Origin of the sequence: Rhodophyticola sp. CCM32 (genome assembly GCF_004751985.1) — a bacterium.
Lineage (GTDB): Bacteria > Pseudomonadota > Alphaproteobacteria > Rhodobacterales > Rhodobacteraceae > Rhodophyticola.
In genome coordinates this window covers 1624868-1650542 of sequence record NZ_CP038492.1, presented here as the reverse complement: position 1 = coordinate 1650542, position 25675 = coordinate 1624868, and the positions used below count along the sequence as shown (strand labels likewise).

General features: G+C 62.3%; 29 protein-coding genes, 1 other RNA gene and 1 pseudogene. 18 read left to right on the top strand and 13 right to left on the bottom strand.

Annotation, left to right across the window (positions count from 1 at the left end):
• The first annotated feature begins 70 nt into the window (after positions 1 to 70).
• The 6 genes from E2K80_RS08100 (at position 71) to E2K80_RS08075 (ending at position 5483) form a co-directional block, all read left to right on the top strand.
• The gene (locus E2K80_RS08100) at positions 71 to 1012 is read left to right on the top strand and encodes a LysR family transcriptional regulator (RefSeq protein ID WP_443216551.1); all 942 of its coding nucleotides are present in this window, start codon (positions 71 to 73) and stop codon (positions 1010 to 1012) included.
• A gap of 89 nt (positions 1013 to 1101) precedes the next feature.
• Entirely contained in the window at positions 1102 to 1536 is a 435-nt protein-coding gene (locus E2K80_RS08095; RefSeq protein WP_135374380.1) for a CBS domain-containing protein, read from the top strand.
• A gap of 145 nt (positions 1537 to 1681) precedes the next feature.
• The gene (gene coaD, locus E2K80_RS08090) at positions 1682 to 2176 is read left to right on the top strand and encodes a pantetheine-phosphate adenylyltransferase (protein WP_135374378.1); all 495 of its coding nucleotides are present in this window, start codon (positions 1682 to 1684) and stop codon (positions 2174 to 2176) included.
• Positions 2177 to 2400: 224 nt separating this feature from the next.
• Positions 2401 to 2901: a peptidylprolyl isomerase gene (locus E2K80_RS08085; protein WP_135374376.1), complete on the top strand. Its 501-nt coding sequence runs from the start codon at positions 2401 to 2403 to the stop codon at positions 2899 to 2901.
• Positions 2894 to 3490 (top strand): peptidylprolyl isomerase, encoded by a 597-nt coding sequence (locus E2K80_RS08080; RefSeq protein ID WP_135374374.1) that lies wholly within the window; start codon positions 2894 to 2896, stop codon positions 3488 to 3490. Before E2K80_RS08085 ends, E2K80_RS08080 begins: the two co-directional genes overlap by 8 nt.
• A 163-nt stretch (positions 3491 to 3653) precedes the next feature.
• Complete coding sequence (locus E2K80_RS08075; RefSeq protein WP_135374372.1) at positions 3654 to 5483, top strand: ABC-F family ATP-binding cassette domain-containing protein; 1830 nt, start codon at positions 3654 to 3656, stop codon at positions 5481 to 5483.
• Positions 5484 to 5613: 130 nt separating this feature from the next.
• On the opposite strand, the gene E2K80_RS08070 is transcribed toward E2K80_RS08075, so the two are convergent.
• Together E2K80_RS08070 and E2K80_RS08065 are read right to left on the bottom strand one after the other, a co-directional pair.
• Entirely contained in the window at positions 5614 to 6060 is a 447-nt protein-coding gene (locus E2K80_RS08070) for a DMT family transporter (protein ID WP_135374370.1), read from the bottom strand.
• Positions 6061 to 6087: 27 nt separating this feature from the next.
• A complete protein-coding gene (locus E2K80_RS08065) occupies positions 6088 to 6771 on the bottom strand; it encodes a hypothetical protein (RefSeq protein ID WP_135374368.1) in 684 nt (227 codons plus the stop codon).
• Positions 6772 to 7133: 362 nt separating this feature from the next.
• Between E2K80_RS08065 and E2K80_RS08060 the strand changes: the two genes are divergently transcribed.
• The 3 genes and pseudogenes from E2K80_RS08060 to E2K80_RS08050 all read left to right on the top strand — a co-directional run bounded on the left by E2K80_RS08060 (position 7134) and on the right by E2K80_RS08050 (position 9893).
• Positions 7134 to 8006, top strand: a complete 873-nt coding sequence (locus E2K80_RS08060) for an ABC transporter permease (RefSeq protein WP_135374366.1) — start codon at positions 7134 to 7136, stop codon at positions 8004 to 8006.
• Positions 8003 to 8802: pseudogene (locus E2K80_RS08055) on the top strand (ABC transporter permease). Before E2K80_RS08060 ends, E2K80_RS08055 begins: the two are co-directional and overlap by 4 nt.
• A complete protein-coding gene (locus tag E2K80_RS08050) occupies positions 8799 to 9893 on the top strand; it encodes an ABC transporter ATP-binding protein (protein ID WP_238475690.1) in 1095 nt (364 codons plus the stop codon). The pseudogene E2K80_RS08055 and the gene E2K80_RS08050 overlap by 4 nt, the downstream one beginning before the upstream one ends.
• A 70-nt stretch (positions 9894 to 9963) precedes the next feature.
• Here the strand turns inward: E2K80_RS08050 and E2K80_RS08045 are convergent, their stop codons facing one another.
• Positions 9964 to 10191, bottom strand: a complete 228-nt coding sequence (locus tag E2K80_RS08045) for a sulfurtransferase TusA family protein (RefSeq protein ID WP_135376521.1) — start codon at positions 10189 to 10191, stop codon at positions 9964 to 9966.
• 92 nt (positions 10192 to 10283) lie between these two features.
• Between E2K80_RS08045 and E2K80_RS08040 the strand changes: the two genes are divergently transcribed.
• The 3 genes from E2K80_RS08040 (at position 10284) to E2K80_RS08030 (ending at position 13692) form a co-directional block, all read left to right on the top strand.
• Complete coding sequence (locus tag E2K80_RS08040) at positions 10284 to 11036, top strand: cytochrome c biogenesis CcdA family protein (RefSeq protein ID WP_135374364.1); 753 nt, start codon at positions 10284 to 10286, stop codon at positions 11034 to 11036.
• Between the two features lie 80 nt (positions 11037 to 11116).
• Positions 11117 to 12352 carry a hypothetical protein gene (locus tag E2K80_RS08035; RefSeq protein ID WP_135374362.1) on the top strand — a complete coding sequence of 412 codons (1236 nt, stop codon included), beginning with the start codon at positions 11117 to 11119 and terminating at the stop codon, positions 12350 to 12352.
• Positions 12349 to 13692: a cytochrome P450 gene (locus E2K80_RS08030; protein WP_135374360.1), complete on the top strand. Its 1344-nt coding sequence runs from the start codon at positions 12349 to 12351 to the stop codon at positions 13690 to 13692. Before E2K80_RS08035 ends, E2K80_RS08030 begins: the two co-directional genes overlap by 4 nt.
• Before the next feature lie 230 nt (positions 13693 to 13922).
• Here the strand turns inward: E2K80_RS08030 and E2K80_RS08025 are convergent, their stop codons facing one another.
• The 8 genes from E2K80_RS08025 to E2K80_RS19085 form a co-directional block, all read right to left on the bottom strand.
• Entirely contained in the window at positions 13923 to 14159 is a 237-nt protein-coding gene (locus tag E2K80_RS08025) for an N-(5'-phosphoribosyl)anthranilate isomerase (RefSeq protein ID WP_338014589.1), read from the bottom strand.
• 23 nt (positions 14160 to 14182) lie between these two features.
• Entirely contained in the window at positions 14183 to 14401 is a 219-nt protein-coding gene (locus tag E2K80_RS08020; protein WP_135374358.1) for a ribbon-helix-helix domain-containing protein, read from the bottom strand.
• Entirely contained in the window at positions 14398 to 14577 is a 180-nt protein-coding gene (locus E2K80_RS08015; RefSeq protein WP_135374356.1) for a DUF4169 family protein, read from the bottom strand. Before E2K80_RS08015 ends, E2K80_RS08020 begins: the two co-directional genes overlap by 4 nt.
• The gene (gene fumC / locus E2K80_RS08010) at positions 14574 to 15965 is read right to left on the bottom strand and encodes a class II fumarate hydratase (protein WP_135374354.1); all 1392 of its coding nucleotides are present in this window, start codon (positions 15963 to 15965) and stop codon (positions 14574 to 14576) included. Before fumC ends, E2K80_RS08015 begins: the two co-directional genes overlap by 4 nt.
• 82 nt (positions 15966 to 16047) lie before the next feature.
• Positions 16048 to 16626, bottom strand: coding sequence for a class I SAM-dependent methyltransferase (locus E2K80_RS08005; protein ID WP_135374352.1), 579 nt, complete (start codon positions 16624 to 16626; stop codon positions 16048 to 16050).
• A gap of 187 nt (positions 16627 to 16813) precedes the next feature.
• Positions 16814 to 17311, bottom strand: a complete 498-nt coding sequence (locus E2K80_RS08000) for an SspB family protein (protein ID WP_135374350.1) — start codon at positions 17309 to 17311, stop codon at positions 16814 to 16816.
• Positions 17312 to 17733: 422 nt separating this feature from the next.
• Positions 17734 to 18088, bottom strand: a transfer-messenger RNA (tmRNA) gene (ssrA, locus tag E2K80_RS07995).
• Between the two features lie 45 nt (positions 18089 to 18133).
• Positions 18134 to 18295 carry a hypothetical protein gene (locus tag E2K80_RS19085; protein ID WP_168193133.1) on the bottom strand — a complete coding sequence of 54 codons (162 nt, stop codon included), beginning with the start codon at positions 18293 to 18295 and terminating at the stop codon, positions 18134 to 18136.
• A gap of 106 nt (positions 18296 to 18401) precedes the next feature.
• Between E2K80_RS19085 and E2K80_RS07990 the strand changes: the two genes are divergently transcribed.
• Positions 18402 to 19316 carry a LysR substrate-binding domain-containing protein gene (locus E2K80_RS07990; RefSeq protein WP_238475689.1) on the top strand — a complete coding sequence of 305 codons (915 nt, stop codon included), beginning with the start codon at positions 18402 to 18404 and terminating at the stop codon, positions 19314 to 19316.
• A 252-nt stretch (positions 19317 to 19568) separates the two neighbouring features.
• Here the strand turns inward: E2K80_RS07990 and E2K80_RS07985 are convergent, their stop codons facing one another.
• On the bottom strand, positions 19569 to 20612 hold the full coding sequence (locus E2K80_RS07985) for an extracellular solute-binding protein (RefSeq protein ID WP_135374346.1): 1044 nt from the start codon (positions 20610 to 20612) through the stop codon (positions 19569 to 19571).
• Positions 20613 to 20702: 90 nt separating this feature from the next.
• Positions 20703 to 21440, bottom strand: a complete 738-nt coding sequence (locus E2K80_RS07980) for a FadR/GntR family transcriptional regulator (RefSeq protein WP_135374344.1) — start codon at positions 21438 to 21440, stop codon at positions 20703 to 20705.
• Positions 21441 to 21533: 93 nt separating this feature from the next.
• On the opposite strand from E2K80_RS07980, the gene E2K80_RS07975 reads away from it, so the two are divergent.
• The 5 genes from E2K80_RS07975 to acuI are packed head-to-tail and all read left to right on the top strand — an operon-like array spanning position 21534 to position 25636.
• Positions 21534 to 22295 carry a DUF2182 domain-containing protein gene (locus E2K80_RS07975; protein WP_135376519.1) on the top strand — a complete coding sequence of 254 codons (762 nt, stop codon included), beginning with the start codon at positions 21534 to 21536 and terminating at the stop codon, positions 22293 to 22295.
• A gap of 11 nt (positions 22296 to 22306) precedes the next feature.
• Complete coding sequence (locus E2K80_RS07970; protein WP_135374342.1) at positions 22307 to 23026, top strand: DUF1326 domain-containing protein; 720 nt, start codon at positions 22307 to 22309, stop codon at positions 23024 to 23026.
• Positions 23023 to 23529 (top strand): DinB family protein, encoded by a 507-nt coding sequence (locus tag E2K80_RS07965; protein WP_238475688.1) that lies wholly within the window; start codon positions 23023 to 23025, stop codon positions 23527 to 23529. The genes E2K80_RS07970 and E2K80_RS07965 overlap by 4 nt, the downstream gene beginning before the upstream one ends.
• Positions 23529 to 24635: a dimethylsulfoniopropionate demethylase gene (locus E2K80_RS07960; RefSeq protein WP_135374340.1), complete on the top strand. Its 1107-nt coding sequence runs from the start codon at positions 23529 to 23531 to the stop codon at positions 24633 to 24635. Before E2K80_RS07965 ends, E2K80_RS07960 begins: the two co-directional genes overlap by 1 nt.
• Before the next feature lie 8 nt (positions 24636 to 24643).
• Complete coding sequence (gene acuI / locus E2K80_RS07955) at positions 24644 to 25636, top strand: acryloyl-CoA reductase (RefSeq protein WP_135374338.1); 993 nt, start codon at positions 24644 to 24646, stop codon at positions 25634 to 25636.
• Positions 25637 to 25675: the final 39 nt, after the last annotated feature.

Here is a 25675-nt window from a genome sequence, read left to right as displayed (position 1 = left end):
CACAGGGTAGCCTTGCAAAGCTGTGCGGAAAAGGGGCAGGTTCTCAAAAGCGTTTTGCAAAAATGCAGGGATGAACCGAATGGCCAATTGGGATGATTTGCGGGTTTTCCTGTCTGTCGCCCGGGCGCAAAGCCTGACCGCCGCGGGCAAGGCCCTGCGCATGGACCCGGCCACCGTGGGCCGCCGCATCGCCCGGCTTGAGGCGCAGATCGGTACGGATCTGTTCCTGAAATCCCCGCAGGGCTATGGGATGAGCGAGGCGGGCCTGCGCCTTCTGCCTGCCGCGGAAGAGGCCGAGGGCGCGCTGAATGCGGGGCTGGGCGATCTGACCGGCGCGGGCGAGGGGTTGAGCGGGACCATCCGCATCGGCGCCCCGGATGGCTGCGCCAATTACCTGCTGCCCCGGGTCTGCGCCGCGATCTGTGACGCCCATCCGGGGCTGGATGTGCATATTCTGGCCTTGCCACGTGTCGTCGATCTCAGCCGCAGGGAGGCTGATCTGGCGATTGCCGTCTCGCGCCCGCGCACCGCCCGGCTGAAGGCCGAAAAGCTCAGCGATTATCGCCTGTCGCTGGCCGCGTCCAAAGGCTGGCTGGCGCGCAACGGGCCGTTGAAAACCCGGGCCGATCTGATGGCCGCGCGGATGATCGGCTATATCCCCGACATGATTTTCGACGCGGAACTGGATTATCTGACGGAACTGGGCCTGACCCAGGTGCCGCTGGCCTCGAACTCGGTCTCGGTGCAGTTGAACTGGGCGCGGGCGGGGGCCGGGCTGGCCGTGGTCCATGATTTTGCCCTGCCCGCCGCGCCCGAGCTTTGCCGCGTTCTGCCCGATCAGGTGGCGCTGACCCGGTCTTTCTGGCTGATCCGCCATGCCCAGGCCAGCCGCGACCGCCGGTTGCAGCGTTTCGCCGATCTTCTGGCACGCGGGCTGCGGCGCGAAATCGCAATTCTGGAGGCGCGCGTGCTGGCAGCAGAGGCGGGGTCGCAACCCGCGCCGCAAATGTGACAGAAACCCTGCTTGACAGAAGCACGCGGCGCAGGGGACGCTGGCAACAGAGGGGAGAGCCACGTCACAGCTCTTAAGGGAGATAGCCAATGCTCGTGCAACAAATTCTCAAAAGCAAACCCGATACAGGCGTGGCCACGATCGCGCCGGGCCGTTCCGTAAAAGATGCGGTGGAGGTGTTGTCGAAGCGCCGGATCGGCGCGGTGGTGATTTCGCCCGATGGCAAATCCGTAGCCGGTATTCTGTCAGAGCGCGATATCGTGCGGGAACTGGGCGCGCGGGGCCCTGCCTGCCTGTCGGAAACTGTGGATATGCTGATGACTGCCGAGATTATCAGTTGCCGTGGTGATGAAAGTTCTGACGATGTGCTGGCCAAGATGACCACAGGCCGGTTTCGCCATATGCCGGTGATGGAGGGCGATGAGATGACCGGCCTGATTTCCATCGGCGATGTGGTCAAGGCGCAACTGTCGCAGCTTGCGATGGAGAAAGAGGCGCTTGAGGGCATGATCAAAGGGTTCTGAGCCCGGTTGATCCTTCTTGGCCCGGGCTAGGGGCGGGTCTGCCGGAACCGTTGCGGGGAAAAGCCGCAGTCTGCGGCCATGGGGTTGCCAAGGCAGAACAGAGATGCTGCGATGGCAAAGACAGGACTTGGAAGGGAAATCTGCAATGCGTGTAGGGTTGTACCCGGGCACTTTTGACCCGATTACGTTTGGTCATGTGGATATCATCCGGCGCGCCTGTCAATTGGTGGACCGGCTGGTGATCGGGGTTGCGATCAACCGCGACAAGGGGCCGTTGTTCACGCTGGAGGAACGCGTGGCGATGGTCGAGGCGGAATGTGCGGTTCTGGCCGAAAAGAACGGCACCGAGATTGTCGTGCATCCGTTCGAGAACCTGCTGATTGACTGCGCCCGGGATGTGGGTGCCGGGATCATCATTCGCGGCCTGCGCGCGGTGGCGGATTTTGAATATGAATTTCAGATGGTTGGCATGAACCGCAAGCTGGATGCAGAGATCGTGACCGTGTTTCTGATGGCCGAGGCGGACCGGCAGGCCATCGCCTCGAAACTGGTCAAGGAAATCGCGCGGCTGGATGGCGATGTCTCTCATTTCGTACCCGCCGCCGTGCATCAGGCGCTTCTGGGCAAATTCCGGGGGTAAGGGCGCGGCACCCTAAAATTCTGCACCATATATGTATTATGCAGAGGGCAGCGCCTGCGCCCCGTGGGGGCGGCTCAGATGCTGCCCGGCGGTGCTGCCGGGCGAAAGGGTGGTGGGGGATGGTGTGGAATTTCAGGCCGAAGCTATAGGGCAGCTTCTATATGCTTTTCCTTTCCGCGCCGTGGCAGTAGGGTCCGCCGCGAATGCAGATATAGGAGCACCACATGGCCGAGATCAAAGACCCTGAAAACACCATCCTGATAGAGCTGTCCGGCGGTATGGTCACCATTGAACTGATGCCCGATGTGGCGCCTCAGCACAGCGCGCGGATGAAGGAACTGGCCCGCGACGGGTCTTATGACGGTGTGGTCTTCCACCGGGTGATTGACGGGTTCATGGCCCAGACCGGCGATGTGGCCCATGGCAAGGAGGGGGGCAATCTGCGCGCGGCGGGCACCGGCGGGTCCGACAAGCCTGATCTGCCGGCGGAATTCTCGAAACTGCCCCATGACCGGGGCACGCTTGGCGCGGCCCGCTCGCAGAACCCGAACTCTGCCAACAGCCAGTTTTTCATCAACTTTTCGGACAATCACTTTCTGAACGGGCAATATACCGTCTATGGCCGGGTGATCGACGGGATGGACCATGTGGATGCGATCACCATGGGGGAGCCGCCCGCGACACCTGACACGATGATCAGCGTCAAAGTGGCCGCCGATGCGTAAGCCAGCCATTGCCGCCATATGCCTTCTTGTGGCCAGCCCGGTGCTGGCCACGGGGCTTGAGATTGACGTCGCGGGCGAGGCCGAGGGCACGATTGTCATCGACCTGTTTGAAGAGCTTGCCCCGGGCCATGTGGAACGGATCACGGCGCTGGCAGAGGATGGCGCTTATGATGATGTTGTCTTCCACCGGGTGATTGACGGGTTCATGGCCCAGACCGGCGATGTGCAATATGGCCGTCTGGGGCAGGATATGCGCTATGCGGGCCGGGGCGGTTCTGACGGTCCCGATCTGGCGGCGGAGTTTTCCGACTGGCCTTTTGAACGCGGCATTGTCGGCATGGCCCGCGCCGGGGACCCGGATTCCGCCAACAGCCAGTTCTTCATCATGTTCGAGGAATATCCCTCGCTGAACGGGGAGTATACCGTTGTCGGCGAGGTTGTGGGCGGCATGGATGTCGTGGACGCGATCAAGATCGGTCGCGGCCAGAACGGTGCTGTGATCGGCGCGCCGGACCGGATGGTGGCGCTGCGCGTGCTGGACCATGACCCTGAGTCTGAACCTGCGCCGGAGGAAGCCGCAACCGAATAACGGCGCCATCAGACAATCGCACAGCCGCGTGAGCAGGGCCGGGCCGTGATCTGCCCCATGATGTCTCTTTGCCTTCGCCTATCATGCGTTCTGACCCGATGGGGACGGGATGCTTGGCAACTGACGGCTTGACCTTGTGTCCCATGGTGCCTAGCAGGCTGCCATGGCCCGCGCCCCTTTGCTGCAACTCAATGACATCTCGCTAAGCTTCGGCGGTGATCCGGTATTTTCCGGTCTGGACCTTGTGGTGCAGGAGGGCGACCGGGTTGCGCTTGTGGGGCGCAACGGATCGGGAAAATCAACGCTTCTCAAGGTGATGTCGGGGTTTGTTGAAGCTGATAGCGGCACAAGGACCCTGCCACCCGGCAGCCATACCGGCTATATGGAGCAGGAGCCGGAATTTGCCGGGTTTGCCACGCTTGGCGATTATGCCCTGGCCCGTCTTGGCCCCGATCAGGCCTGGCGGGTCGAGGCGGCGGCCGAGGGGCTGAAACTGCCGCTTGAGGCGGACATTGCCAAAGCCTCGGGCGGGGAACGCCGCCGCGCCGCGCTGGCCCGGGTGCTGGCCGAAGCGCCGGATCTGATGCTTCTGGATGAACCGACCAACCATCTGGATATCGCGGCGATCCGCTGGCTTGAGGCCGAACTGTCCCAAACCCGCACGGCCTATGTGCTGATCTCACATGACCGGGCGTTTCTGACCGCGCTCACCCGCGCCACGCTTTGGGTGGATCGGGGCAGGGTGCGCCGCCAGGAAAAGGGTTTTGCCGATTTCGAAGCCTGGCGCGACAAGACATGGGAAGAGGAAGACCTCGCCCGCCACAAGCTGGACCGCAAGATCAAGGCGGAGGGCCGATGGGCGGTGGAGGGCATCTCGGCCCGGCGCAAGCGCAATATGGGCCGGGTCCGCGCCCTGGGCGATCTCAGGGCGGAACGTGCAGGCATGATCCGGCGGCAGGGCACTGCCGGCATGGTGCTTGAGACGGGCACACAATCAGGCAAGCGGGTGATTGAAGCCAAAGGGATTTCAAAACGTTACGGGGACAAGCTTATCCTTTCCTCCTTCGATCTGCGCATCCTGCGGGGGGATCGCATTGCCTTTGTCGGCCCCAACGGGGCGGGCAAAACCACCTTGCTGAACCTGCTGACCGGTCAGGCGGCGCCTGATACGGGGCAGGTGACCCTTGGCACCGGGATCGAGATGGCGGTGTTCGATCAGACCCGCAGCGCGCTGGACCCGGAGGCAACGCTTTGGGACAGTCTGACCAATGACCCGCTCATGGGGGTGAATGGCCGGTCTGATCAGGTGCTGGTGCGTGGCCAGCCGCGCCATGTGGTGGGCTATCTGAAGGATTTCCTGTTCGATGAGGCCCAGGCCCGGGCGCCTGTCAGATCGCTCTCGGGCGGCGAAAAGGCCCGCCTGCTGCTGGCTCGGATCATGGCGCGGTCTTCCAACCTGCTGGTGCTGGACGAACCCACCAATGATCTGGATGTGGAGACGCTTGACCTGTTGCAGGATCTGCTTGGTGAGTATCCGGGCACCGTGTTGCTGGTCAGCCATGACCGGGATTTTCTGGACCGGGTTGCCACCACCACCGTGGCGATGGAGGGCGATGGGCAGGCCACGATCTATGCCGGGGGCTGGAGCGATTATCAGGCACAGCGGGGCGCTCGGGCGGAACCGGGGAAAGTGGCGGCGAAACCCTCCCGCCCAGTGGCTGCAAAACCGGTTGCCGGGGCAGGGGCAAAACCGAAACCCGCCCTGTCCTTTACCGAGGCGCATCGCCTGAAGGAACTGCCGCAGGTGATTGCCCGGTTGGAAGTGGAGATTGCCCGGCTGGAAAGCCTTCTGGCCGATCCTGACCTGTTCACGAGAGAGCCGGTGAAATTCCGCAAGGCGACAGAGGCGTTGACCGCGCGCCAGACATCCCTGTCAGAGGCCGAAGACGACTGGCTGATGCTTGCGGAAAAGGCTGAAGGGCAGGGCAGTTGAAATGACCTGCAGCGAAACCGGTATTCGCCGCAAAGCCTGAGCGCCGGAATTCTCCAGAATTCCCTGTGGAAAACTGGAGTTTTCCACCCTCTCGGCCTTGTGCCGGGTGGTGCAGGATTTGAGTGCTGTTCTACCCGCGGGACGCAAATTGCGTCAGGGCAACCCCGGCTGCCATCACGAAAATTCCTGCCGCCCGTATCGGAGACAGGCTGGCGGTCTGCGCGCCGAACAGCCCGAAATGGTCAATCGCGGCGGCCGAGATCAACTGCCCGAGCAACACGAAAAACACCGCGTTCCCGACCCCGAATGTAGGCGCAACCCAGGTGATTGACAGAACATAGAAGGCGACCAGCAAACCGGCCAGAAACAGATGTCTGGGCTGATCCGGCAGTTCCGACAGCGCCGCCGCCCCGCCGCTGAGCACAAGGGCGACACCCGTGGCCAGCAGCGCCACGATGAACAGGATCAGCGCTGCCGCCGCTGGCGACCCGATATTCGCGCCCAATCTGGCATTCAGCGCGGCCAGAAGCGGTATGCCGATCCCGGCCGCCAGCATGATCAATGCCTGATGAGTCATTCCAAACCTCTGATAAACCGGGGGATTCTACGAACAAATCCCCTGTAACTCCACACCCTCCCAGGGCAGATATACCCTCACCCCGTCTGAACTGGACTGCAAGGGGGTCACCGGCATCACCTGTTGCAATAACCGCTCCAGCCGTCCGGTGCGGGCGCCATCCGGGTCCAGGGTCCGGCAGCAGACATATTCCTCCACCAGACTGGCCTGTTGTTCATAACCGTAATCCAGAAAGGCGAATGTGCTGTCGCCATCGAAAAGATAGGGGTCCTCGGTGCGCAGATGTTCGGCAAAGGCGCGGGCGGGATGATAGCCTGTGATCTCCCGGTTCTGCCATTGCCAGATATGGGTCATCTCATGGGCAAAGAACATCGCGGCGACCAGGTGCATGCCGCCATCCGCAGTGCGGATATAATCGGGTATCGCGTAATCCTCGCGCACATGCAGCCGGTTGAACAGCACAACGCCCGCAACGCGCCCCTCGATTGTCTCACCTTCGGGTTCGGGGAAAATCCTTTCCCGGCAGGTGGTTCTGGGCCGTACCGGATAGCTGCGCGTCGACAGGCCGATCAGCGGATTCTCGACAATCCGCACGTGGTCCACATCCAGCCCCGGGCCCTGCACCCCGCTGACAAAGGCACGCTCTGCCGGGGTCAGCGGGCGGCCACAGGCGGCAAGGGTCAGGCAGATCAGAAAAACTGTCAGGCGCATGGAGACCACGATAGACCTGCGGCGGCAGTATGGGAATGCCGGTCATGATCCCCCGGGCTCTTTGACCCGGATCAAGGCGCAGGGTCACGATCCGCGAGACCCTGCTGACCAGCCGCAAAAGGGTGGACCAGATGCATGACCGGAAACCATATAACAGTGATCTGTTTCGCAGCAATCTGCCCGGTTTCGCGGCATCGGTTCGGGCAGGCGGAAACCGGGTTTGAAATTACTATGCCCCGCCTCCAGACGGTGCTTTCCGTTTCCTGATCTCGTGATACTGTTTTCACCATGGTCTGAGAGGGAAGATATATGAGCCAGGGCCCCAAGCCCCCGAAGGCCGCATACCCCCGCCGGGTGGCGGCATGCCGTTGAAGCACCGGTTCAGAACAGACGCGGCGCTGGGGCTTGTTCAGGTCTCTCCACCGCTGATCTATGCGCTGGTGATGCTGGCCGCGCCGTTGGGCACAATTGTGCTGTTCAGTTTCTGGACCCAGGATTTCCTGACCATCGACCGGAGTTTCACGCTCAATAACTACCGGGAGGCGGTGACCGACCCGCTTTATTCCGAGCTTCTGTTCCGCTCGTTGCGCATTGCGGGAGCGGTGACGGCGGCGACCGTGCTTCTGGCCTTTCCCATCGCCTATTTCGTCAGCTTTCAGGTGCGCCCCGCGCGTAAATCGCTCTGGCTGTTCCTGATCACCATCCCGTTCTGGACCAGCTATCTGATCCGGGTGTTCCTGTGGCGGGTGATCCTGGCCTATGACGGGCCGGTCAACGGCACGCTGATCAGCCTTGGCATCATTGACGAACCGCTCAGCTGGATTCTCTATAACGCCAACGCGGTGGTGATCACGCTGGCCCATGCCTTTGCGCCTTTTGCGATCCTGCCGATTTTCGTGAGCCTGGAAAAGATTGACCGCAGCCTGCTGGAGGCTGCCCGCGATCTGGGGGAAAGCCGCACCGCCACGTTCTTCCGGGTGACCCTGCCGCTGGCCATGCCCGGCGTTCTGGCCGCCATACTGATCGTCTTCATCCCGACCATCGGCGATTATGTCACCCCGCGTCTGGTGGGCGGGTCCGGCGGCACGATGATTGCGAATATGATCCAGACCCAGTTCATGCGCCTGAACAATGCGCCCATGGGTGCAACGCTGGCGGTCATCGCCATGCTCAGCGTGACATTGATCTCGCTGGTGCTGGTTCTGGCCACACGCCGCTGGACCCGCAGCAGATGAAGGGCCTGCGCATATACGCGATTGCCTATCTGGTGTTTCTCTATGCGCCGATCATCCTGTTGCCGGTCTTCGCCTTCAACGATGGCACGATCATCGCCTTCCCCTGCAGGGGATCACCTTTCACTGGTTCATCGAACTGGGCCGGACCGAGGCGTTGCATGACGCCACGCTCAATTCCCTCTTCATCGCGGTCACCACTGCCGTGCTGTCCACCTGTCTGGGCCTTTTTGCCGCCCGGGCGGGCAACCGGCACAGCTTTCCGGCCAAGGGCGGCATTCTGGGCTTCATCATGCTGCCGCTGGTCCTGCCCGAGATCATTGTCGCGGTCTCGCTGCTGGTTGCGATGCTGCAGGTGGGTCTCGCGCCATCTATCTGGACGGTGATCGCGGGCCATGTGCTGATCTGCACGCCCTTTGCCATTGCCATTCTGAACGGCAGTTTCGCAAATATGGATCAAAGCCTGGAAGAGGCCGCAGTCGATCTGGGCGAGACCAGAATGTCCACCTTCCGGCTGGTGACCCTGCCGCTGGTGATGCCGGGCATCATTGCCGCGCTGCTGATCTGTTTCACGATCTCGCTGGATGAGTTCATCATCGCGTTTTTCCTGTCGGGCAATGAACCGACATTGCCGGTCTATCTGTGGGGGCAGTTGCGCTTTCCGGGCCGGTTGCCGGTGATCATGGCGCTTGGGACGATCCTTGTGCTTCTGTCGATCATTCTGCTGATCATTGCCGAATATTTTCGCCGCCGTGGCCTGCGCCGGGCCGGGCTGAAAGATACCGGAGGCTACCTGTGACCATTGCAACATCCGGGCCGATCATCACGCTGGAAGCCGTGCAGAAATATTATGGGGAGTATCACGCCCTGCGCGGCATTACCGCCGAGATCGGGCAGGGCGAGTTCTTTTCGCTTCTGGGCCCCTCGGGCTGTGGCAAGACCACATTGCTGCGCGCCATTGCAGGGTTTGAGGAAATCAGTGCAGGCCGGATCGTGCTGGATGGCCGCGATATGGAGGGTGTTCCGCCGAACAGGCGGCCCACCAATATGGTGTTTCAGAGCTATGCGATCTTTCCGCATCTGAGCGTGGCGGAGAATGTGGGCTTTGGCCTGCGCAAATCCCCCATGAGCCGGGCGGGGAAAAGAACCGCCATAGGCGAGGCGCTGGAAATGGTGGGGCTGGAGGGCTATGGCACCCGCGCGGCCCATGCCCTGTCTGGCGGGCAACGGCAGCGGGTGGCGCTGGCGCGGGCGCTGATCCTGAAGCCGAAGGTGTTGCTGCTGGATGAGCCGCTTTCGGCGCTGGACAAGAAAATGCGCGAACAGATGCAGACCGAGTTGCGCCGGTTGCAGCGCCAGGTCGGGATCACCTTCATTCTTGTGACCCATGATCAGGAGGAAGCGCTGATCATGTCAGACCGGATCGCGGTGATGTTTGAGGGGCAGATCGCGCAACTGGCCCCGCCGCAGGATCTCTATCGCCGCCCCGCCAACAGGCAGGTGGGGGCGTTTGTCGGAATGATGAATTTCCTGCCCGCAACGGTGACAGATACATCCGGCCCGGAGATTGAAATCGAGGTGGCGGGGCTGGGGCGGGCCAGGCTGGACCCGGGGCAATGCCCTACCGGCACCAGCGGCGCGGCCAGTATCGGCTTGCGCCCTGAAAGCATGACCCTGGTGTTTGACGGCCAAAGCGCCGAACGGGTTGCCCAAGGGGTTGTTGAGGAACGCATCTATTACGGCGACATGACCTATTACGATATCCGTCTTGAGGGCACGACCAGCATTGTGCAGGTCTCGATGCGGAATATGCCGGGGCGCCGGGTGCTGGAGCGGGGGGACCGGGCCGATCTGGCCTGGGATGCCCGCGCGATGGTGCTTTTCACATAAGCGCCGCAGCCGGGGGGCGCGCTGGAATTCTCCAGAATTCCATGTGGAAAACTGGAGTTTTCCGCCTTGGTCAGCCCTTTCGCACCAGATAGGCCGTCGCCCCCGCCAGTGTTTCGCTGCCCAGAAACCCGTGCCCCTGTTCGGCGCAGAAATGCGGGACATCCACGAAAGCCGCCGGATCATCGGCCAGAAGCCGTGCCACCTGACCGCTGGTCAAAGCCTCCATCCGTTTGCGCAACCGCAGCACAGGCAGGGGGCACAGCAGCCCGCGGGCATCAATCTCCAGATCGTATTCCATCAAGCCCACATAAATCGCGCCTGTAACACTGTCCACGGATATGTGACCGCGTGCTACGTGACCTTTGCCCCGCACCGGGATAGGGAGGGCATATGTTCGGGATCGACATATTCGACGCATCGCTTTTACCTGCGATGCTGGTCGCACTCAGCGCCGGTGTGTTGAGCTTTCTGAGCCCATGCGTTTTGCCCATTGTGCCGCCCTATCTTGCCTATTTGGGCGGTATCTCCATGCATGAGATGGCCGCGACCGGCGCGGCGAGGCGCAAGGCGGTGAAGGCCGCGATGTGTTTTGTGCTTGGCCTGTCCACTGTGTTTTTGTTTCTGGGCTTTACCGCATCGATATTCGGGCAGTTCTTCCTGGCCAACCAGATGCTTCTGGCCCAGATATCCGGGGCGGTGATCATCATTTTCGGCCTGCATTTTCTGGGAGTTTTCCGTATCCCCATTCTGGATCGGGAGGCGCGGCTGGATGCCGGCAACCGGGGCGGGTCTGCCTTTGGGGCCTATATTCTGGGTCTGGCCTTCGCATTCGGCTGGACGCCTTGTATCGGCCCGCAACTGGGCGCGATCCTGTCGATTGCTGCGACGGAAAGCAGCGTTCAGCGGGGCACCGCCCTTCTGGGGATTTATGCCCTTGGTCTGGGGCTGCCATTTCTTCTGGCCGCGGCGTTTATCGAGAACGCCATGGGGGTGATGACCCGGCTGAAACACCATATGAAGACCATCGAACGGGTCATGGGCCTGTTGCTGGTCGCGGTCGGCATGGCGCTGATGCTGGGCACATTTTCCAGCTTTGCCTTCTGGCTTCTGGAAACCTTCCCCGCCCTCGGTCTTCTGGGCTGAATTGCCACAGGCGCGCGCCGTTGGCTGTTTCCGGTCAGGAATATTTCCATAGCAACCCAAAGCTGCTTTAAACTGCGGTCATGAGTGACAGCACGCCCCAACAGGTTCATCGTCGCCGGGTGATGTATGTTCCCGGCTATGACCCGGTCCACCCCCGCAAATACCGCGAACGCTACCGCCGGGAGGCAGCGGCACAGGCCGCCATTTCGGGCTATGAGATCGCCATGGGGCCAAAACGGACCGATGGCAAATTCGGCTGGCATCTCAGCGCAATGATCGATGGCTGCGCTGTGGAGACGGATGTGGAGGTCATGTACTGGGCCGATATCGTCCGCGCCTCGATGAGCCATGGCATCCTCGCCACCTATGGCCAACTGGCCCGCACGGCCTGGGCCTATATCGGGTCCGGGGCGCTGTTCCGGCTGATGCGGTTGCGCAAGGGGCCGGTGATTGCGGCGCTCTACCCTGTGGTTTTCCTGCTTGTGCAACTGGTGCTGGCGATTTGTATCGGGGTCGCCAGCGCCCTGGCGGTCGAATGGGTCGGGGTGCAGCTTATCGGCATTCCCCTGTCTGTCTTCGGGCTGATCCTGGGGCTGGTCATGGTCTGGGCGGTGCTGGACCTGTTCCGGCGATATGACAACCGGTTTCTGGCTTATTATCTGATGCATGATTATGCGTTTTCAGCCCGTTATGGCGGGGCCTATCCGCTGGCGCAGGAAACCCGCATGGCCGCATTCGCAGACCGGATCGAGGCGGCGCTGAACGCGGACCCGGATGAGGTTCTGATCGTCGGCCATTCCTCGGGCGCCTATCTGGCGGTGTCGATCCTGGCCGATCTGATCCGCGCCGGGCGGGTGCCTGACGGGGGCCCGAAACTGGCGCTGCTGAGCCTGGGGCAGGTGATCCCCATGGTGTCTTTCCTGCCCAATGCCCACCGGCTTCGCGCCGATCTGGCCTTTCTCAGCATGCGCGACGATATCACCTGGGTCGATGTCACGGCACCGGGCGATGGGTGCGCCTTTGCGCTTTGTGATCCGGTTGCGGTTACCGGTGTCGCGCCCGAAGGGAAACGCTGGCCTCTGGTGATCTCGGCGGCGTTCACCCATACGCTCAGCCCGGCGCGCTGGAAAGCCCTGCGCTGGCGGCTGTTCGAGCTGCATTTCCAGTATCTCAACGCTTTCGACCGGCCCGGGGATTATGAATATTTCCGCATCACCGCTGGACCTGAAACCCTGCAATCGCGCTTTGCCGGGCGGGCCCCGTCGAAAAGCCGGATTGAGCGACCGGTGAACCGCTACAGGGATCAGGCCGCATGATCCCGCCAAAACCGGCTGCGCGCCCGGACCGTGTGTCGCTGCTGCGCTATCTGCGGCTTTTCCGGCAGGATATCCTGTCGGCCCAACCGGCGCGGCTCTACCGGGCCTGGATGGCGGAATTCCGAACCGTATTTTTCCGGTCTTACCTGCTGAACCAGCCATCGCTGGTTGAAACGGTGCTGAAAAAGCGGCCCGATGATTTTCCGAAATCCGGCCGGGTGGGGGAAGGGTTGCGCCCGCTTCTGGGCAATTCGGTGTTTCTGACAAATGGCGAGACCTGGAAACGCCAGCGCCGGATCATTGACCCGGCTTTTGAAGGCGGGCGGCTGCGCGATACGTTTCCGGCGATCAGGGCGGCAGGCGAAGCGGCGGTGGCGCGGATGGGGGAAGGCATCACCGATCTGGAACCGCAGATGAGCCACGCGGCCGCGGATGTGATTTTTCGCACGCTTTTTTCGATCCCGATCGAGAATGAGATTGCGACACAGGTCTTTGCCGAGTTCCAGGCCTATCAGCGCACCCAGCCGATCCTGAATCTGGCCGCCTTTCTGCGGCTGCCACGCTGGATGCCGCGCGGGCACCGGGCCAGAACCCGGGCAACGGCACGGTCGATCCGGGCGCTGATCACCCAATTGACCGCGGACCGGATGGCCCGGATTGCCGCAGGCACGGCGCCCGACGATCTGGCGACCAAGATCATGACCACGGCGGACCCGGTGACGGGGCAGACCTTCTCGACCGGGGAAATGGTTGATCAGGTGGCGATTTTCTTTCTGGCGGGCCATGAAACCAGCGCCAGCGCGCTTGGCTGGGCGCTGTATCTTCTGGCGCTGTTTCCCGACTGGCAGGCGCGGTTGGCCGAAGAGGCGGAGACCGCGCTGGAGACCCGGGATTTTTCGGTCATCTCGCGGCTGAAGGTCAGCCGGGATGTGTTTCGCGAGGCGCTGCGCCTGTACCCGCCGGTGCCGATGATGGTGCGCGAGACCACCTGCCCGGAGCGGTTTCGCAACCGGGATATTCCCACGGGCAGCCAGATGGTGATCTCGCCCTGGCATCTGCATCGTCATGAACGGCTTTGGGATAATCCCGATGGGTTCGACCCGGGCCGCTGGAGCACGGAAAATGGCAAACGCTGCATGCGTGAGGCCTATATTCCGTTTTCCGCCGGGGCGCGGGTCTGCACCGGGGCCGGGTTTGCAATGGTGGAAGGGCCCTTGTTGTTGTCGATGCTGGTCAGGGCGTTCCGGTTTGAACGGGTTGCAGGGCGCGATCCCGTACCGGTTGCGCATCTGACGGTGCGGGCGAAAGATGGGATCTGGGTGAAGGTCTCGCGGCGCTGAGGTGCTGTGATCCGTGATTGCCGGAATTCCCGGGAATTCCGTTCGGAAAACGGGAGTTTTCCCGAGACCGGATATCAGGGAAGGTCTTTCGTCACTGAGGCTGTTTGCGGGTAATTTTTGGAATTCTCGAGAATTCCGTCTGGAAAACTGGAGTTTTCCAGCGCGCCGGATTGAAAGGCATCCGGAATTCTCGCGAATTCCACACGAAAAACAGGTGTTTTTCGGCCATCCTATCGGACGATACGCACCGGTTCCTGATTGCAGAAAACAATCATCTGGCCCGCATTCTCGACCGCCCGAAACCCGCGTCTTTTCAACTCCGCCACAAAGGCCGGGCGTCCGATATAGCGCTCAATATCCCGCAGGCTGCGGCGGATCACCTTACCGTCGCGCACGGCCTTGGACTGAAAGACATCCGCAAGAAAAGCCTCAGGCGAAATATGGGGCGGCAGGTTCATCATCGACATGCCGCCATGCTCGCAGATCCTGGTTAACGCGCGGTTACCTCGCGCAGCACAAACACCCGGATCGCCGAGGCCAGCCCGCTTTCCATGCCCCGCGCCTCATCGATCTCACTGGCCAGTTCATTGACCGAGATACCGCGCGCGGATGCGATCTGTTGAAACGTATCCCAGAACGCATCCTCCAGCGAGACCGATGTGCGGTGCCCCCGCAATGTCAGTGATCGTTTGCGGGGCCGGGCAGTCATTCACTGTCGCATTCATGCCCGTCAAGCAATTGGCGGGCCTTTTCATCCCGTGTGGCCTCCAGCATCCGTTCGGCCTTGGTCCGGCCATGACGGGTTGCATTGGCATCGGCGCGGGCCTTGTCTGCCTTGCGATCCCGCGCTTTCCGCGCCTTGCTGAAACTGGCGATGCTGCTCACTTGGGCCCCACCATGTTTTCCGGGCGCACCACGGCCTCGAATGTCTCGGCATCCACAAAGCCAAGCTTGATGGCTTCCTCTTTCAGGGTGGTGCCGTTCTTATGGGCGGTCTTGGCGACCTTGGTGGCATTGTCATAGCCGATGGTCGGGGCCAAGGCTGTGACCAGCATCAGGCTTTCGCGCATCAGCTTGTCGATCCGGGTCTCATCGGCTTGCAGCCCGTCCACCAGATTGTCGGTGAAGGCCCCGGCGCTGTCACCCAGAAGCTGCATGGATTGCAAGACGTTATAGGCCATCATCGGCTTATAGACATTCAGCTCGAAATGCCCTTGTGACCCGGCAAAGCCCACAGCCGCATCATTGCCCATCACATGGGCACAAACCTGGGTCAGCGCCTCACATTGGGTGGGGTTCACCTTACCCGGCATGATCGAGGATCCCGGCTCATTCTCGGGCAGGATCAACTCCCCCAATCCGCACCGGGGGCCGGACCCCAGCAGGCGAATGTCATTGGCGATCTTGAACAGCGAGGCCGCAACGGTTTTCAGCGCGCCCGATATCTCCACCATTGCGTCATGGGCGGCCAGCGCCTCGAACTTGTTGGGGGCGGTGACAAAGGGCAGGCCGGTGATCCGGGCCATATTGCCGGCCACCTCTTCGGCCCATCCGGGGGATGTGTTCAGCCCCGTGCCCACAGCGGTGCCGCCCTGGGCCAGTTCACAGATGCCGCCAAGGGCGGTCTTGACCCGTTTGATGCCCATGGCCACCTGATGGGCATAGCCCGAAAACTCCTGGCTGAGCGTCAGGGGGGTGGCATCCTGGGTATGGGTCCGGCCGATCTTGATGATGCCCTCGAACGCCTTGATCTTTGCCTCCAGCGCCCGGTGCAGTTTTTCCAGCCCCGGGATCAGAACCTCATGGGCGGTCACCGCCGTGGCGATATGCATCGCCGTCGGGAAAGTGTCATTGGAGGATTGACCCATATTGCAATGGTCATTCGGATGCACCGGAGATTTCGCGCCGATCTCGCCGCCCAATATCTCGATCGCGCGGTTTGCGATCACCTCATTGGCATTCATATTCGACTGGGTGCCTGACCCGGTCTGCCACACGACCAGCGGGAAATTATCATCCAGCTTGCCGTCGATCACCTCTTGCGCGGCGGCGACCACCGCATCGGCCAGCCCGGCCTCCAGCTTGCCGCTGGCCTTGTTCGCCTCGGCGCAGGCGCGTTTGATGACCCCAAGGGCGCGGACAATCGCCACCGGCTGCTTTTCCCAGCCGATTGGGAAATTCATGACGGAACGCTGTGTCTGTGCGCCCCAGTATTTATCTGCGGGAACCTCCAAGGGGCCAAAACTGTCGGTCTCGGTACGGGTTGCGGTCATCCTGGCCTCCATAGGGTCTGTCATTGTCTTGGGGCATAGCGCGGGCCGGGTGCCCGGCGCAACGGCCAGAATAGCGCAGCATCTATCCCGTTGGGCCAGTCGGCGTGATATTCTGACGGAACCGATAGACCCGGGCGGGCGGCATATTCCACCAGATTTTCGGGCTTGTTTCCCAGATCAGCCCCAGGTCATTGCGCACGGCGGATGTGATCGGCGGTTTTGGGCCATAGGTGAATTGCACATAGTCCCGCCCGGGCCGAAGCTTTGCCACCGTGCCGGTCAAAATCGCGTGTTGCAGCGCCACAGGCATCGACAGAAGCGGCAGGCCCGAGATCACGGCCTGTGCATTTTCCACCGGCAGGGCACCGATATCACCTGCCGAGATCTGGTGCACATTCAGCCCCGGAAACCTGTCGCACAGACGGGTGCAGAATTCCGGGTTCATCTCGATCGAATGAAGCTGTTCCGCCGGCAGGCCCCGGTTCAGAATGGCCCGGGTGATCTTGCCTGTCCCCGCACCCAGTTCGATCACCGGGCCATCTTCGGGGTCAACCCGCGCCGCCATCTCGCGCGCCAGCCCTTCCGAGGACGGCGCCAGCGCCACAACCTGATGCGGGCGTTTCAGAAGCTGGGTCATGAACAGCCGGAAATCATTCGACATATCGGGGAGATGCCCTTTGGAGAGAATACTTCAAATGCCACAGGCCATGACCGGGCGGGTTTGGCAAGATCAAAGGCCCGCCGACAGGTTCGGGCCGTGTGTTTCGGCGATCCGTTGACGCCGCAGGGACACCTGTCACTCGAATGGCCGCTGCCAGCAATTGTCTCTTGCGGCGCGCAGCGGCAGATCAGTGGGTTTTGCGGAACCGGTCCAGGCTGACCACCTCGGCATCTTTTGGCGCCGGGGTTTCGGGTGTATCTTCCGGGTCGTCAGGTGTTTCGGGCGGGCTCGGGTCATCCTCGGGGTCATCCTCGCCGCTGGTGTTGGTTTCAAAGCGCAGGCCGAATTCCACCGACGGGTCCACGAAGGTCAGGATCGCCTCGAACGGGATGCGCAGGGATTCCGGGTTGTCGCCGAAATTCAGGGCGATCGAGAACCCTTCATCATCCACTTCAAGCGCGTCATACCAGTGCTGGATGACAATCGTCATCTCCTCGGGGTAGCGCTCTTTCAGCCAGGGGGCGAGTTCTGCCCCCGCATGGCCGGTATCGAAGGTGACAAAGAAATGATGTTCCCCCGGCAGGCCATGATCGGCCACATCCTGCAACACCGTCTGGATCAGCCCCCGCATCGCACGATGCATCAGGCGGCCATAGGCGATGGACTCCGGCTGTGTATCAGGCATGTCATCCCCGGGTGGCGATCTCTGCCCTCACCATAGAAGATTCGTTTCGGAAGGAAAGCGGGTGCGGGCCGCGTCTTGCTCTCCTGCAGGAAAGGCATGCCGTTTATTGCTGCGATACTTGCGGGGTGGATCGGGTCATGACGGCGCCCCGCCTTACATCTGAATCACCGATGCCCTGTCAGCCCTTCAGCGCTACCCCACATCACCCTCCCGCCAGGCGGCACCGCCGGGCAGCGCCCGTACCGCCCCCACGGGGCGGGCGCTTCTCGCCCACCCCTCGGTTCGGGCGCGGCCCTCTGCACAATGTATATATGGTGCGAATTCCAGCCCGGTTCATCAAGCGAATGGGGGGAAGTGCGGGCTTGTGTTGCCCCAGAATCTTTCGCCTTGGCGAAAGGCGCGTTGTCAGGCGAGAAGGTGAAAGTGCAGGCTTCTGTTGCCAGGTGCCTGCGAACCCCGCCTTACACGGCTAGGTGCAAGGGCTTAAAGTCGGCGACTTAAGCAGCTTACGCTGCCAGAGCCATTGCCGGAGCACGGTTGTCATTTGCAACTGTACGTTTCGGACCGATAACGGTGGTACCTCACCGGGACAAAGCTAACCCCTTTAGACGTTCGTCGATCCTGTTTCGGCCCCATGATCCGCAAATGACGGAGATTTGGTGGAGCCGCCGGGTACCGCCCCCGGGTCCGATCCGCTTATGACGAGCGCGTTTATGTCCATAGTTCCGTTGCCGGAACGTCCCGAATATAGGCGGGGCAGGCCCGGTTTTCAAGCGCCTGCAGCCTGCCATGGCCAGGGCCGGGCCCCGGGAAATATCTGTCTCAACGGCAGCGCCGGACGGGGTCACAGCCGATATCGCGGCGCATATGGTCCGACAGGCTGTCGACATCGTGTGCATGGCCCCGGGCGATCACATCCCCGAATGCGCGGCCAAAGCGGCGGGCCAGACGGGGCAGGCCGTGTTTGATTTCATGACGGGACATATCTGATCTCCAATGCTATAGGTTTTATTGATGCCTTGAGGAAAAGATGAAACCTGTTGCCCTTTTTTACAAATTGAATGCAGGGATATAGGCATAAGGAGAATCTATGCATAACCCGTCCGCCATGCCGCCGCTCGCCGCGATCCGGGTGTTCGAGGCTGCGGCCCGGCATGAGAATTTCACCCGCGCCGCGGCTGAGCTTTCGATGACCCAGGCCTCGGTCAGCTATCAGATCAAGGTGCTGGAGGAGCGGATCGGCGCGCCGCTGTTTCTGCGCCAGCCGCGCAAGGTGGTCCTGACCGAGATCGGTCGCCAGCTGGCCGCGCCCACCATCGAGGCTTTTGAAAAGCTGCGCATCACCTATGGCACGGGGCAGGACAGGCTGGGCCGCACGCTTTCGATCAGCACATTGCCGTCATTTGCCAGCAACTGGCTGGCGCAGCGGATCGGCGGGTTCCAGATGGCCCATCCCGATCTGGCGGTGCGGGTGGATGCAAACCCCGACAATATTGACTTTGCCCGGTCCGAGGTTGATCTGGCGATCCGCTATGGCCAGGGCGACTGGCCGGGTCTGGAGGCGGATTTTCTGATGCCGTGCGAATTCACCCCGATGCTCAGCCCGGATCTGCTGGCCCGGGCAGGGGGCACCCTCAACCCGGCCGATCTGCTGGACATGCATATGATCGACCCGACAGATTCTTTCTGGCGGTTCTGGTTTGATCAGGCCGGTGTCTCGACCCCGGATCTGACGACGCGGGTCGGCAGCCAGCTTGGGTCGCAGGTCACCGAGGCCCGGGCGGTGATGGCCGGGCAGGGGGTGGCGATGTTCACGCCCCGGTTCTTTCGCTATGAGCTGGAAACCGGACGTCTGGTGCAGCCGTTTGATCTGGTTGTGACGGATGGGCGGGGCTATTGGCTGATCTACCCCAAAGCCCGGCGCAATGTGCCCAAGATCAAGGCGTTCCGCCGCTGGATACTGGCGGAAGCCGAGGCCGATAACGCCGCTGCGGGGGCGGATTGAGGGCGGGGGCGGGCGCTTCTCGCCCACCCCTCGGTTCGGGCGCTGCCCTAAAGCACCCTGTCTTAAACTTGAATCACAAATACCCTGCCACGCTTCGCGTTCTCGGGACATTTGTGATGCGCGATGTCTCAGGTTTAAGGCAGCATGCTGTAGAAACACCGCGCATGTCCAGCGGTTCATCCCGGTGATGCCCTGTGCCCCGTTTCACCCACCCCCGTGTTCAAAACGCGGGGCGGTCTCTCTTCCGCCGGGTCAAAACCCGGCTTTGATCCGCTCAAACGCTTCCGCCTGGCGCTGGCGCTGTTCGTTCGAGATCGGCAATTGTGCCAGAACCGGCACGGTGACCGCGCCCAACCCGTTGGCCTCCAATGTGGCGTCCCCAAGCGAGGCGAGCGCCACCGTGTTGGCCGAGCCGAAGCCGCCCTCGATCAGCGGTTGTGCCGAGGCGACCGACAGAAGCGCATTCACGTAATCATAGGCTTTGGCTTCATCACCGGGTGCCTCCGCCATGTTCACATAGCCGCAGAGCCAGACCGATGTCCCCTCAACGGTGTTGCGTTCAAACCCGACGGGGAACCCTTCATCGGCCAGTGCGACCGGCACCTCGTTCCAGGCCCAGGCCACCAGAACCTCGCCCGATCCCATCAACTGGCCCAGCTCGCCGGGGTCGGTCCAGTAGGTGCGCAGGTTTTCATGGATCTCGCGCAGCCAGTCGGTGGCAGCCTCGAACTGGGCATCGGTGACGTCTGACCAGTCGCTGACACCGGTGGCCAGATAGGCCAGCGCATAGGCATCATCCACATTGTCGGGGATCGACAGACGCCCGGCAAACCCCGGATCGGTGAACACCTGAAGCGAAGCGACCTGATCGGCGCTGACCTCATCGGTGTTATAGGTCACCGCGGTTGATCCGTAATCGGTGGGCAGAAAGAACAGATCGGCCGAGCCGGACATCACATCCTCCCCCACAAGCGACCCGTCGAGATCGCCGAAGGCGGGGATAGTGGCGGCATCCCAGGGCTCGATAATCCCCGAGGCCTGCCAGCGCGGGACAGAGCCTGCGCAGATATGGGTCACGTCAGACTGAAACCCCGAGACAAGCCGCTGAAACGCTTCATCTTCATCGCCGAAGAACACGAATGTGGGGCTTTCGCCATGGCTGTCGATATAGGGCTGATGAAAGGAGGCATCCTCGAACCCGGAATAATCAAAAACCAGCAGGTCATCATCCTGGGCAAGGACGGGCAGGGCGATCAGGCATGCGGCGGCAGTGCCAAGCAACAGGCGGTGGGTCATGGTGGGAAATCCTCATGCGGGTGAAAGAGGTGGCAAACCAGACAGCAGGTTAGGAAAGCCCGGCCAACCCCGCAAGCGAAAACAGACCGCTCAGGCGGGGCGTTGCCCGGCCCGCGCGGACATGACCGATTGCCCAAGATCCCTGGTGTAGGTTTCCAGTTCTTCCAGCCGCCTCATAGCGGTCCGGCCATCCCTGGCGTCCAGGGCATCGGTGATGCCCGTATGCAGTGCCAGGATGGCCTCGCGGGAGCGGGCGGTGAAGGTGATCATGTTCATCAGCGGCTGCATCGCCTCGACCGCGCCGGCCAGTTGATAGCTGAGCACCGGGTTGCCGGCCCCGTCGACCAGCGCCCGGTGAAACGCCACATCCGAGGCGCAGAACGCCTCATCGGTCAGGCCCGGCTGTGACTGGCGATAAATCTCGGCCCGCATGGTGGCCAGATGATCGGCGCTGCGGCGCCTGGCCGACAGGGGCGCGCAGGCGCGTTCCAGCGCAAACCGGGCCTCACAGGCGGTGTCAAACCCCACCGAATTCATGCTGAGCAGCAGGGTCGAGGTGGTGATCTGCTGGCTATAGGCCTGTTCATAAGACAGCCGGTTCACAAACGCCCCGCCCGAGGCCCCGCGCTGGGTGCGGATCAGCGATTGCGCCGCCAGCCGTTTCAGCGCCTCGCGCACCGTGGGCCGGGAGACCTGAAACTGTTCGGCCAGCTCTGCCTCCGACGGCAGACGGGCATCAACGATCAGCGCGCCCGAGACAATCGCATCGCGGATCGCCTTGGCGATCTGCGCCGAGAGATCGGCGGAACTGTTGGGGTCGATTTTCATTTGTCAGACATTTAAAGCTCTGACATTAAGGATGGCAAGGTGAGTCTTGCCTTGGGAGGGGCAGATGTGACGCAATTCTCGATCCGTTCTGTCATGTGGCTGGGCTTTTTCGCCCTGATCCTCTGGGCCTGGTGGGTGATGTATACCATGTCCACCGGCATGGGGCTGGATCTGATCGGCCGCCCCGATGAGATGGCCGCGCGGATGGCGGCGATGGACCCGCGGATGGATATGGCGATGCCGATGGCCGAGTTCTGGCCGCTGTTCGGCATGTGGGCGATCATGATGGCGGCGATGATGCTGCCGACGCTTGTACCGACATTGCGGGTTTATGATGATCTGATATCAAGCGCGACCGGATCGCGCGCGGGCTGGCTGGGGCTTGTGCTGGGCTATGCGCTGGTCTGGATCGGGTTCGCAGCACTGATCACGGCTGTGCAACTGGCGCTGCTGTTCGGGGGTGTCATTGACATGCTGGGGATCGCCCGCTCGCCTTGGGTGTCGGCAGGTTTGCTGCTGGTTGTGGGGGCTTTCCAGTTCACCCGCGCGAAAGAGATCTGCCACGGTGTCTGCCTCAGCCCGATGAGCTATTTTCTGGGTCACTGGCGCCCAGGCTTCGGCGGCGGGCTGCGGATGGGGCTGGGCCTTGGCGCGTTCTGTGCGGGCTGTTGCTGGGGCTTCATGGCGCTTGGCTTCGTGGGCGGGATGATGAGCCTGCTGTGGATGGGTCTTGCCACGTTTTTCATGGTGCTGGAAAAGCTGCCCCAGATCGGTCAGCGCCTGACCAGACCCCTTGGCCTGTGCCTGATCTTAAGTGGGGTCGCCGTTTTTGTCAGCCCGTTTTTCCAAGGATAAGGGAGAGATCAATGCCCCCCAGAAAACGCCCCGATGCGGACCGTCTGCCGGTCAGCCAGCGGATCGACAGCCGGATGGAGACCAACCCCAAGCGGCGGCGGATGACGCCGACGGATTGGGCGATCAGGGGGGAGCTGTTCCTCAACTGTTCCTGCACGGTCTTTTGCCCCTGTGTGGTCTCGCTGGGCCAACATCCGCCCACCGAGGGCGATTGCAAGGCCTGGATGGCGATTGCCATCGACGAGGGCCATTATGAGGGGGAGGATCTGGCGGGTCTGAATGTGGGCCTGATGGTCGAGATACCGGGCCGGATGGCCGAAGGCGGCTGGCAGGTGGCGGCCTATGTGGATGATCGCGCCAGCGAGAAAGCCTATAACGGTATCCTGCAAATCTTCTCGGGCGCGGCGGGGGGCACCACGGGGCTGTTCACCATGCTGGTCAGCGACATCGTGGGGGCCGAACGCGAAAAGGTGGAGATCGTGCGCGAAGGCCGGAAACGCGGCTTGTATGTGGGCCGGAAAATCCAGGGCGAGATCGAGATGCTGGATGGTGCCAGCCCGGATCATCCGGTGATGGTGTCGAATTCCAAATACTGGATGGGGCCCGATATCATCGCGGCGGTTGGTCTGAAATCCAAAGTGCGGGATTTCGGGCGGGTCTGGGATTTCGGCGGCAAATCGGCGGAAATCTGTGCGATTGACTGGTCAGGATCGGCAGGAGGGCGGAGATGATCACACCGGGCTGGTGCCATACCATGGCGCGCTACAATATCTGGCAGAACGAGAACCTGTTTGGCGCTGCCGACATGTTGGACGATGCCGCCCGCAGGCAGGATCGGGGGGCCTTTTTCGGCTCGATCCAGGGCACATTCTCCCATCTTCTCTGGAGTGACCTGTCCTGGATGAGCCGGTTTGACGATGGCCCGGCCCCGGATTGCGGGATCAACGACAGCGCCGGTTTTTTTGACGACTGGTCGGCCCTGAAACGGGACCGCAAGGCCACGGATGCGCGGATCGAAGGCTGGGCCGCGCGGCTGGACCCGGATGATCTGACCGGCGATCTTGTCTGGTTTTCCGGGATGACGGGCCGTGAGATGCGCAAACCCCGGGCGCTGTGCATCATGCAGTTGTTCAATCACCAGACCCATCATCGCGGTCAGGTCCATGCGATGTTGACGGCGGCAGGCGCGGATCCCGGATCCACGGATCTGCCCTTCATGCCGGATGTGATCTGATGTCGGTGCTCGCAACCTCCCGCCGGGTGCGGCGCACACCGTTTTCAGACGGGGTCGAGGCTGCCGGGGTCACCGCCTATTCGGTCTATAACCGGATGTTGCTGCCCGCCAGTTTCCGCAGTCTGGAGGAGGATTACCACCATCTGAAAGAGGCGGTGCAGCTTTGGGATGTGGCCTGCGAGCGGCAGGTGGAACTGCGCGGCCCCGATGCGGGCCGTCTGATGCAGATGCTGACCCCGCGCGATTTGCGCGGCATGCTGCCGGGGCAGTGTTATTACGTGCCGATTGTCGATGAAACCGGCGGCATGCTGAATGACCCGGTTGCGGTGAAACTGGCCGAGGACCGGTGGTGGATTTCCATTGCCGACAGCGATCTTCTGCTCTGGGCCAAGGGCGTGGCGCAGGGATTTCGCCTGGATGTGCTGGTGGATGAACCCGATGTGTCGCCGCTGGCGATCCAGGGGCCGCGCGCCGATGATCTGGTGGCCCGGGTGTTCGGTGACGGGGTGCGCGACCTGCGTTTCTTCCGTTTCGGATATTTCGATTTTCAGGGCCATTACCTGGTGGTGGCCAGATCGGGCTATTCGAAACAGGGCGGGTTCGAGATTTACGTGCATGACGCCGATATCGGCATGCCGCTCTGGAATGCGCTGATGGAGGCGGGGCGCGATCTGGATGTGCGCGCGGGCTGCCCCAACGGGATCGAGCGGATCGAGGGCGGATTGCTGAGCTATGGCAATGACATGACCCTGGCCAACACCCCCCATGAATGCGGGCTGGGCCGGTTCTGCGACACGCTGACCGCAGTTGGCTGCATCGGTCGCGATGCCCTGCTCAGGGTGGCGCGCGAAGGTCCGGTGCAACAGGTCCGTCCGATTGCGATTGCGGGTGATACCCTGCCGCTTTGCGACCGGCCCTGGCCGCTGATGGCGGCGGGCAAGCGGGTGGGGCAGGTGACCTCGGCTGCCATGTCACCGGATTTCGGCGGCGGTGTGGCCATCGGCATGGTGCGGATGACCCATTGGGAGCCGGATACGGAATTGCAGGTGATGACCCAGGACGGCCCCCGTGATGCGGTGGTGCGAGACAGATTTTGGATTGAATAAGGAGAAAGATGATGCGGGCCCTGATCGTGGAAAAGGATGAGGAAAGCGGCAAGACCAGCGCCGCGGTACAGGAGATCGGCGATGAGCGCCTGCCCGAGGGCGAGGTGATGGTTGCGGTTGAATATTCCACGCTGAATTACAAGGACGGGCTGTGCATCGGGCCGGGGGGCGGATTGGTGCGCACATACCCCCATGTGCCGGGGATTGATTTTGCCGGAACGGTCGAGGCCTCGGATGATCCGCGCTATGCGCCGGGCGACAAGGTGGTTCTGACCGGCTGGCGCGTGGGCGAGGCCCATTGGGGCGGCTATGCGGAAAAGGCCCGGGTCAGGGCCGATTGGCTGGTGCCCCTGCCCGAGGGGTTGAGCACAAGGTCGGCCATGGCGGTGGGCACCGCCGGATTCACCGCGATGCTGGCGGTGATGGCGCTGGAAGATCACGGGCTGACACCTGAAAAGGGCGAGGTTCTGGTGACCGGCGCCGCAGGCGGCGTTGGCTCGGTCGCGACGGCGATACTGGGCAATCTGGGTTATCAGGTGGCCGGTGTCACCGGGCGGCCTGAACAGGAGGCTTATCTCAAAGAGCTTGGCGCAGCGCGGATCGTGGCCCGCGAAGAGATCAACGAGACCGTGAAACGCCCGCTGGAGGCCGAGACCTGGGCGGGCTGTGTCGATGCGGTTGGCGGGGCGATGCTGGCCCGGGTGCTGGGGCAGGTGTATTATGGCGGCTCGGTCGCGGCGGTGGGTCTGGCCGGGGGCGCCGGGCTTCCGGCGACGGTGATCCCGTTCCTGCTGCGTGGAGTGAACCTGCTGGGCATCGACAGTGTGATGCAGCCCTATGACAACCGGGTGCGGGCCTGGGCGCGGATTGCCAGCGATCTGCCGATGGACAAGCTGGAGGCGATGATCCACCCCGCCGGGCTGGCGGATTTGCCTGAACTTGGGGCGGCGATCCTGAAAGGCGGTGTGCGTGGCCGTGTTGTGGTTGATGTAAGCGCCTGACTGCCCCGGTTGTTTTGGGCTATTGAGCGCGCTGGCGCG